General features: G+C 32.3%; 10 protein-coding genes. All 10 read right to left on the bottom strand.

What is annotated here, in order from left to right:
• The coding region (locus tag ACKI67_RS09590; protein ID WP_407463308.1) for an alanine--tRNA ligase-related protein at positions 1-995 on the bottom strand (995 nt) is incomplete at its 3' end.
• Between the two features lie 265 nt (positions 996-1,260).
• Positions 1,261-1,983, bottom strand: coding sequence for an alpha/beta hydrolase (locus tag ACKI67_RS09585; protein WP_407463307.1), 723 nt, complete (start codon positions 1,981-1,983; stop codon positions 1,261-1,263).
• A 26-nt stretch (positions 1,984-2,009) separates the two neighbouring features.
• Positions 2,010-2,357 (bottom strand): zinc-ribbon domain-containing protein, encoded by a 348-nt coding sequence (locus tag ACKI67_RS09580; RefSeq protein ID WP_407463306.1) that lies wholly within the window; start codon positions 2,355-2,357, stop codon positions 2,010-2,012.
• 176 nt (positions 2,358-2,533) lie between these two features.
• Complete coding sequence (locus ACKI67_RS09575) at positions 2,534-3,265, bottom strand: zinc ribbon domain-containing protein (RefSeq protein ID WP_407463305.1); 732 nt, start codon at positions 3,263-3,265, stop codon at positions 2,534-2,536.
• Positions 3,266-3,537: 272 nt separating this feature from the next.
• Positions 3,538-3,849, bottom strand: a complete 312-nt coding sequence (gene rpl12p / locus ACKI67_RS09570; RefSeq protein WP_407463304.1) for a 50S ribosomal protein P1 — start codon at positions 3,847-3,849, stop codon at positions 3,538-3,540.
• A 134-nt stretch (positions 3,850-3,983) separates the two neighbouring features.
• Entirely contained in the window at positions 3,984-4,991 is a 1,008-nt protein-coding gene (locus tag ACKI67_RS09565) for a 50S ribosomal protein L10 (RefSeq protein ID WP_407463303.1), read from the bottom strand.
• Between the two features lies 1 nt (position 4,992).
• Positions 4,993-5,631: a 50S ribosomal protein L1 gene (locus tag ACKI67_RS09560; RefSeq protein ID WP_407463302.1), complete on the bottom strand. Its 639-nt coding sequence runs from the start codon at positions 5,629-5,631 to the stop codon at positions 4,993-4,995.
• A gap of 373 nt (positions 5,632-6,004) precedes the next feature.
• Complete coding sequence (locus tag ACKI67_RS09555; protein ID WP_407463301.1) at positions 6,005-6,496, bottom strand: 50S ribosomal protein L11; 492 nt, start codon at positions 6,494-6,496, stop codon at positions 6,005-6,007.
• A complete protein-coding gene (locus ACKI67_RS09550; protein WP_407463300.1) occupies positions 6,496-6,987 on the bottom strand; it encodes a transcription elongation factor Spt5 in 492 nt (163 codons plus the stop codon). The genes ACKI67_RS09555 and ACKI67_RS09550 overlap by 1 nt, the downstream gene beginning before the upstream one ends.
• Before the next feature lie 469 nt (positions 6,988-7,456).
• A complete protein-coding gene (locus tag ACKI67_RS09545; RefSeq protein WP_407463299.1) occupies positions 7,457-7,636 on the bottom strand; it encodes a protein translocase SEC61 complex subunit gamma in 180 nt (59 codons plus the stop codon).
• Between the last annotated feature and the right edge of the window lie 34 nt (positions 7,637-7,670).

Below are 7,670 nucleotides of genomic sequence, written 5' to 3'. Positions count from 1 at the left end.
TCAGCTAACATGAAAGCCAAACATCTTGTGTGGTCTGCAATGATATAGATAGCTTCCATAGGTTCTGCATTTTCCAAATATTCTTCCAAACTAATGTTTAGGCTATCAGCCACTTGTTGACGGAGCTCTCTTATATCACCGATATCCTCAATGTCCATCATTCCTGCAATTTCTGCATTTCTAGCCAATATCTCCTCATTGACTTCGACATTGGTGATTTCCTTAAGCTTATCTACAACAGGAGCAAAACATGCATCGTAAGCAGTAGGAGTTCCTTGTGAAATCCATGCAATTCTCTCTAATCCATAACCGGTATCCACCACTTTAATAGGAATTTCTTCCCTTTCACCATTTTCAAGTGTTTTGTATTGCATGAAAACAAGTGTAGCAAGCTCTACACCACGACAGCATACCTCATAACATGGACCTTCGTTACCTCCACCTTTCCACCATGACTTGATGAAGGTGATCTCTTCGGTATTGATGCCGATTGACTTGAAGAATTCATGGCAAAGACGGATTGTCTCATCTTCCCAGTAGATGAAGTTTTCAGGCTTGTTGATTACAGTATGTGAACCCATGGTAAAGCAGGTCATGTGCCTACCGGTTCTTCCTACATTGTCCACATCGTTAAGACGTATGGATGGCTGTTCAACTTCAAGAGGATTAGCTGGAGGTTCCACTAAACCTGAAGTAATCCATGGTTGGAAACAAAATATTGAAGCTCCAACTAAAAATACGTCATCTCTCCATCTTTTTGCTAAAGTTGGATAACGAGATATATGTTCGTGACCTTCTTTTTCCAAGAAAGATCTGAAAGTTTCTTGAATTTCATATAAATCATAAGGCTTGTCAGTAGCAGGATTTCCAATAAATCCATACTCATCACATGGAGCATCCCCGCAAGTGTCTCTATCAACTTGAGAGTAAAACTCATTGCCGCATGTTTTACATATTTGTTTTTTATATCCTAAGTCTTCAAATATTTTAAGCATAATAATCAGTTTTAATCGTTGTTTTTTTAAAAATTTTTGTTAAATTTCAAGTAAATTAGTATGATATAATAAATAGTTGAAATATTTATTTTATAATAAAAATATATTTGTATTTTAATCTATTAAATAGTTTGTATAATAATATGATTAAGTTTTAAAAAAAATGAGAATATTATAATAAATAAAGAAACTTAATGAAAAAAGTATAAACTAAAAGAATTTGATTAAAATAATTAAAAAATAAAAAAATGAATAATTGAAAAAATCAATTATTTATAAAATCTAAAATAGCTTTTTCAGTCTGTTTTCTCTGTTCTTGCGGAGAAATGCTTGCCTTTCCATCTTTTGGATCTGTGCCATATGATGCAAATTGGGCATGATTTCCGCCTTCAATAACAATTTCTGTTAAGTTATCATCTATAAACTCTTTAGATTCATCATATGTCACTTTGTTTAGGTTCTTATCATGAGACCCATAAATTGATAAAACTGGAGTGTTTTCCAAATCCTTATCGGAATAAGCTGCAAGGAGTATCAAACCATTGCTCTTTCCTGGATGGTCATGAACATATGTTGCTGCAGCCCATCCTCCTAATGAATGACCTGAAACATACCATTTATCATAACTATAATCACCATTTTCTATTATGGAATCTGCTGCATCAGTATCTAAAACCGCCACATTCAATGGCATTTCCAAGAGGAAGCAATCCACCCCATCATTGGACAATTCCATTAAGAGAGGAAGGTATGAACTGTATTCTATCTGAGCTCCCGGATAAAAGACCAATGCACTTTCATTTCCAGGACCATCTAAGAATAATCCTCCATCGATTTCAGTTACAGAAACATTTTCTGTGCCATTTAAAAGAGCTTTTGCACTAGTTTCAGCACGAGCATAATCATTTGAGTACCAAATCAAAAATCCTGCTGAAACTATGAGCAATGCTATAACTATGCATAATGCTATCTTCAGTTTCCTATTCAAAAAATCACCACAAAATATCAAAGGATTCAATGTTTAAACAAGACCCAGAAGGTCACGATTATACCAATTATCATAATAGCCAATTGAATATAGGCATGCTTTCTAATCTTTGGATCTTTGCTGTTTAACATGAATCCTGGGAAAAATAGTCCAATGAATCCTATAAATCCAAATGAACTGAATAAAGAGCTAAGGATAAAACTGCCCCAACCGAATAGAATAGCTATAATATAACCTATTACAATTAATTTTTTGCTATCAAATGATGGAAAATCATCGGAATTGCTTAAATCATTTAAAATCAAAGGATTTCCACAATCATGACAAAACTTATAATCATCAGGATTTTCACATCCGCAAACTGGACATTTCATATTTTTCCCCTAATTAAAAAATAAAATCTAATATAAATTAATTATAAAATAATAAATTAAATAATTTGATAATAAATTAAATATTTAATAATAAACAATTAACAATAAAATAATTCAATAATAAAAAAATCTCTATAAAAAAAATTTAATAATAAAAAAATAAAAGAATGGAAAACTTAACTAAATGTTTGTTTTCCACTGTTTTCATTCAAGTACACTGTTTGAGTGTCAAGAACATTTCCATTATTGTCATATAATGTGATATATGCCTCATCAGGATAGTAATCAAATGCATATGCACTTGCCACTTTGACATAACCATCACTGCTGACAGTTTTTGGCACTATTTTACCTTGATTTAACGCATATCCATCATTACTGTATAATACACTGATTTTAACCTTTTCTCCGGCATGTTCAGATCCTACATAAACAGTACAGTGAGTCTTGTCAGATGCTGAACTTCCTGTTGAGAAACTACCACTTATAATCCGTGGAGAACTGTCCTGTGCAACAGTGCTTGATTCAGTTGAATCATCAGAAGTTGAGGAGTCATCTGCAGACTCATTTACAGTATCTGATGCACCATTCAATGATGCTGAATCTGAAAGTGCACTGTCATCATTATCATTGCCATTGCCTGAGAACATTACCAAAGCACCTGCAATTAGAAGTGCACAGATAATGATTGTCAAACTAATGATGATCAGATTCTTATTGTCAGATTTTGAATTTGAATTGTTTGAATTAGTATTGAAATTTGAATTTCCACTTTGGGCAGAAGGCGCATTTCCAGTAGCTACATAATTATCTTTAATTGGATTTCCGCCGCTTAATGAACTACCGCAGTTTTTACAGAACTTTGCAGTATCATTATTCTCTGCACCACAATTTGGACAAAAAACCACAATCTCCCCTCCATATTTATAATTAATAATTTATTCAAATAGGCATATATAGATTTTGAAAAATATTATTGAAAATTAGTATAGAAGAATAATTTGAAAAATATTGTTGAAAATTAGTATAGAGGATTAATTTGGAAAAAAGCAATTCAAAATAGTGAAAAATTGGATAAAAATGTCAAAAAGAAAAAATCTGATTAAATTTAAAAAAAGTTTGAAAAAATACGAACATTAAAAATTGTTTAAAAAAAAAGAAAATAAAGGATAGAAAGAATCTATCCGAATAAAGCACCTAAACCAGCGGTTGCTGCTGCAGCTGCTTGTTCTTCGTCTTCTTCTTCTTCCTCTTCTTCTTCCTCTTCTTCTGCTGCTGCTTCAGCTACAGGAGCTGCTGCTGCAGGAGCTGCTGCCATAGCAGTAGTTTCCATAGCTTCTTCAATATCAACATCTTCTAATGCTGCGATTAAAGCTTTAACTCTAGAGTCATCTACGTTAGCGCCAGCTGCTTCTAAGATTTTAGTTACATTTTCTTCATTAATATCTTGTTCTGTGGTGTGCAAAATCATTGCCGCATATATATATTCCATGTTATCACCGTTTTTTGTTATAATAATTTATTTTCTTTTAAAAAATTCAATACATGTTATTTTTTTATATTGAACCCTTGTGTGTTTAAAAAACACTAATTAAACAATTAAAAAGTATAAATTTTAAATTTTATCTAACCGAACAAAGCACCTAATCCAAGTGCTGCAGTTTCTTCACTTTTATCTTCTTCTTCCTCTTCTTCAACTTCTTCTTCCTCTTCAGCTTCTTCAACGACAGGAGCTGCAGCAACTGCAACATTTGCTAATTTATTAGCAATTTCGTCATCGATTGCATCAGAAGATAATTCACCAGCTAATGCTAACATCTTAGCGTTTGCGAGTGCAATTAACATGTCAGAAGTCTTGTCAGTAGGAATAGCTGCTTCAATTGCAACATTGTATGCTTTAGTATGAGCAGTACTGATAATAGTTGAAATAGTTTCGCTAGTTGGGAAAGCAGTAAATACAGATAAGTTGAATGCTTTAGTAAATGCAGCTTGAATATCTGCAAGTGTTTCCTCTTCATCAATAGCTAATACATCTGCTTTGAAGATAGAACCATCTTCGTATACAGCTTTAAGATCCATACCTACTTCCATAGGTTTGATATCCATTCTTGTTAAAGCAGAAGCTACTTGTTTGGAAACTTCTTCACCAGCTTCGACTACTACAGTATCTTTAGAAACTACAATTTTTCCTTTGTCGATTTTTGCAGGTACACCTATTTGTTGTAAGTCACCGAGGAACGGACCTGGTGGGAAACCAGTATCTCCAGCAGGTATAACAATATCAGCAGGAGCAGTTGCACCAGCTTTCGCAGGAGCAGAAGTTTTACTGTCTTCTAATATTTTATACAATCTGAAAGGATTCATGTCGGTACAAACAAGTGCAGGTTGACCTTCCATATAATCTGAAAGCTCAGTAATGTTAGCTTTCTCATTATCACAATCTTCTAAAGCTAATTTCATAAGGTTAATTTTAGATAATCTGATAGTTGCTTTTCCTGCGAGAGTTTTTCTCATTTCTTGCAATTGTCTAGCAGGAATGTTTAATAAGTTAACAACACCTACAACTTCTGCAGAATCAATTAAACCTTTAAGTTCATTAACTTCTTCTTTTTTCCATTCAGCAACGTGAGCCATCTTAAATCACCCTCACTACTGAACCCATTGTCGCTTTAATATACATGGATTTTATTTGGTTTCTTCCTTTTTCTAAATTGCGGTCTAATACTGCAAGAACAGCTTCAATATTTTCAGCTAACTTCTCGTCGTCCATGTCTTGTGTTCCAACTAAGATTTGAATAGAAGGTTGTTGTTTTACACCTACTTTAATGGTAGATTGTACTCTTTCGAGTAAAGGTTCGATTCTTGCACTAGCAGGTACAGGTTTAGGCATCTTATTACGAGGTCCTAAGATACGACCTAAGAATCTACCTACAAGTGGCATCATATCAGCTTGTGCGATAAATGAATCGACAGAATTGACTACCTTTTTAGCAGCCTTAATGTCTTTACCAAATTCTTGTAAATCTTCTTTGGAGATCACGACATCTACACCAGCATTTTTAGCAGCAAGAGCTAATTCACCATCAGCAATGACTCCGATTTTAATTTCTTTGCCACGGCCGTTAGGAAGAGCTACTTCTTCGCTAAATCTGTTTTCTGGTTTTCTGACATCTAAATCCTTAATGTTTATGATAACATCAATGGATTGAGTGAAGTTTCTCGGCTTAGCTTGTTCTTTTGCCTCCTTCACCGCATCAATAATCTCTTGTGTCATATAAATCCTCCATGAACTTTGTTCATTGGATATTTTTTTACGAGAAATCTTCAAATTAAATAAAATCTTTAAAAAGCATTTATCAATTTTAGATTCCTTTCAATATATCAATTACAACCATACTGTTCTAGAACAAGTAAAACAATACAATCATAACATCATTTACATTAAGTGAATAAATATTATCTATTTATCATAATAAGCTGTTGACATTAAATTAAATTAAGCTATGATTAAAAGGATAATCAATCAAAATTAAAATAATTCAATCATGCAAATTAATCACTTAAACAGACAATACATTAAGCATAAATTTGTTATAAATTTTAAGTATTGTAAGTACTTTTGAAAATGATATTTTTCAGATTCGAATCTATTCTTCGAAGCTGTCAAAGATATCATCGTACTCGCCAGCAGAAACTGCTTTTTGAGCATCTCTTGGATCTTTACCGTCAACGGTAATACCCATACTTACACAAGTACCCATAACTTCTTTGGTTGCTGCTTTGTAATCATTTGCGAGTAATGAATCGAATTTCATTCTTGCAATTTTGAAAGCTTGTTCTACTGATAAATCAGCTGCAACTTCAGCACCAGGTTCATGAGCACCTTTTTCGATTTTAAGTTCATCCATAATAAGTGCAGTTGTTGGAGGGGTACCAATTTCGATTTCGAATTCTTTGGTATTACTGTCAATAGTAATAATTACAGGCACTTTCATACCAGCGAAATCAGCACTTTTTTTATTGATCTCGTCAACTACTTGCATCATATTAACACCGAAAGGTCCAATTGCAGGGCCTAATGGTGGTCCAGGAGTAGCTGTTCCACCTTCGAGAAGAACTTCAACTGTATCTTTAGCCATTAGTCAGCCTCCTTTTTAATAATTCTAATTTGATCAGCTTTAACAGTAACAGGAATCGGAACTGCTGCTTCAATTAACTCGAGAACTACTTCTTCACGAGATTCATCTAAACGGACAACTTTGGATTTTTCGCCTTTGAAAGGACCGGAAACAAGTTCCACAATACTTCCTTTTTGTATAGAGGAGATAATTGGTTGTGGTTTTAAGAATTTCTTAACTTCTTCCAAGGTTATTTGACTACTCTTATCAATAGTTCCATCCTTGTTTGCACCTACAATACCTCTTAAGTGACGAACCTTCATATCAGGGTTCTTCATATCAAGGTTGGTTGCAGATTCAACAATAATATAACCTTTTAATGATTCTGGCACAACGATTGATTTAATATCTACTCCAGGCTTGTCCGCCTTCATCGCTAAAAGTCTTGCAACATTTCTTTCTTGACCTGCTGATGTTTTTAGAGCAAATATGGAATTGTGATTATCTTCCATTTAAATTCACCTATATAATTAAATTTATCAATTATTAATAAATTTATAGATTAAATTAATGTTATAGTTATATAAATAAACTTTAATTATTTTCCTTAATTTAAATATCCATATAGAAGCACTTTCTTTCAATTCTAGCCTATTTTTGTAAAATTACAAAACAGCAGCATATTCAAATTTGAAAAGAACAAATTTAAATAATTTATAGACTAAAATCTACGATTTAAATTTAAGAAAATATGAATGTTAAAGTAAAATAAATAAAATTAGATTCATATAATAAAAATATATATGTAATATCTTATATATAAATGTTTCAAATTTTCGGATTTTTAAAAATGAAAAAAGTGAAAATATAATAACCGAAGTTATTATGAAAAATAATTAAAAATAGCTGAAAAAGAAATAAATATTCAAAAATAAGATATTGAAATTTGAATAAAAATAATGAAAATCAGTCTTACTGGGCTTATAAGCCTAATAATTGACCGATTAAAACAATGATAAAACCAATTACTCCAATGATAGCAATACCAAGTGCAGTAACTTTAGCGAAATCGAAAAATTCTTCACGATCTGGTTTTCTAGCTACTTTTAATACTCTTTTACTTTGTTTTATGAAATCACTTGTAGTTTCTTTAATATTCATTGAAAATCCCTACATATATAAACGTTAAATTGAT

The organism is Methanobrevibacter sp. (genome assembly GCF_045577275.1).
Classification (GTDB): domain Archaea; phylum Methanobacteriota; class Methanobacteria; order Methanobacteriales; family Methanobacteriaceae; genus Methanobrevibacter.
Note: the sequence above shows the minus strand (reverse complement) of the source record. Positions and strands in the feature narration are given on the sequence as shown.